The organism is Kitasatospora sp. NPDC004669 (genome assembly GCF_040609455.1).
Classification (GTDB): domain Bacteria; phylum Actinomycetota; class Actinomycetes; order Streptomycetales; family Streptomycetaceae; genus Kitasatospora.
The window spans coordinates 1-1,377 of the sequence record NZ_JBEXKB010000224.1; the positions used below are offsets into that span (position 1 = coordinate 1).

Sequence of the window (1,377 nt, forward strand, 5' to 3'; positions counted from 1 at the left end):
TCATGTGAGTTGGCGTCGGGGCAGGGTGGGGCGGTTGCCGCCGAGGCAGAGCATGACGAGGGCGATGACGGCCTCGGCGGAGCGAAAGCCGAAGCCTCTGCGGATGATGAGCCTGGTCTTCGTGTTCGTGGACTCGATGAGTCCGTTGCTCAACTCCTCGACGATCGCGTGCAGGATGGCGTCGTGGTGGCGTTGGACCTTGCGGGCGAGTTCGACGAAGACCGGAATCCGCGACCGCCTCGCCCAGGACAGCCAGTGGTCCAGCGCCTCGGCCGCGGCAGGCGCGCCCTCTGTTCTGGCGATTCGGTAGATCGTGCGCAGTCCCTCCTTGAGGAGGTAGGCGCGGTGCAGGCGCGGGTCGTTGGTAGCGATCCAGGCGAGTTTTGCCTGCTGGCGGGCGGTGAGGTCCTCGGGGTTCTTCCACAGCGCGTGACGGGAGTGCTTGAGACGGCGGGCGAGTTCGGGGTCTGCCGCCTGGCGCCTGGCGCGGTTCCAGGCGGCCCGGCGTTCCTCGTCCAGGGCCTCGGTGGCCCACTGCACGACGTGGAAGGGATCCATGGCGCGGACCGCGTTCGGGGCCCGCTCGGCGACGACATCGGCGATCCACTCGGCCCCGTCCGCGCTGATGTGCGTCAGCTGGTGTGCGCGGTCGGCGCCCAGGGCGTCGAAGAACGAGCGGAGCACGTCCTTGCCGTGGCCGTCGGCCATCCATACGACATGCCGGGACTCGTGGTCGACCACAACGGTCATGTATTTCTGTCCGCGCCGATAGGAGATCTCATCGACGCCGATGCGGCGCAGGCCGGCCAGGCGGTCGATTCCGGCGTCCGCCTCGGCCTGGTGGCGGGTGAGGATGGCGCCGACGGTGCGCCACGCGGTTCGCATCAGATGCGCGGTGGCGGACTTGGAGCACTCGGTGGCCATCCACGCGACCTGCTGGTCGAAGTCACGGGTGTGCCCCGCATCGTGCCGCGCCCAGGGGACGGCGGCGACCACGACCCCGTGCTGCTTGCAGGTTACGCGGGGCGCGTCGGCCTCCAGATAGAGCTTGAGTCCGCCGGCGTCCAGGTGCCGCCAGCGCCGTCGTCCCGCCCCGCCGTCGAACCTCGGGCAGCGGATGCCGCAGATCCCGCATCGGCGACGCGCCCGGGACCTGGGCCGGACCGTGACTACGATGACCTGCGACTTCTCCTCGAATCGGACGTCCTGCGGAACCGCCTGCTCGCATCCGACCAACGCGTTCAATACCGTGGTGAACCGCACGCCGTTCTCCCTGCACCCCAGATCCTGAGTCTCGACACCTCAAGATCTGCACAGGGGACGGCGTGTACTGCGTCAGGCGCTCCTCAGCGACCCACAGATGGAGCAGAAGAGCCC

Annotated in this window: 1 protein-coding gene; it reads right to left on the minus strand. The window is 68.9% G+C overall.

All coding sequences use genetic code 11. The features are described from left to right. The gene (locus tag ABZW30_RS47020) at positions 1 to 1,263 is read right to left on the minus strand and encodes an ISL3 family transposase (RefSeq protein WP_355677498.1); all 1,263 of its coding nucleotides are present in this window, start codon (positions 1,261 to 1,263) and stop codon (positions 1 to 3) included. Positions 1,264 to 1,377: the final 114 nt, after the last annotated feature.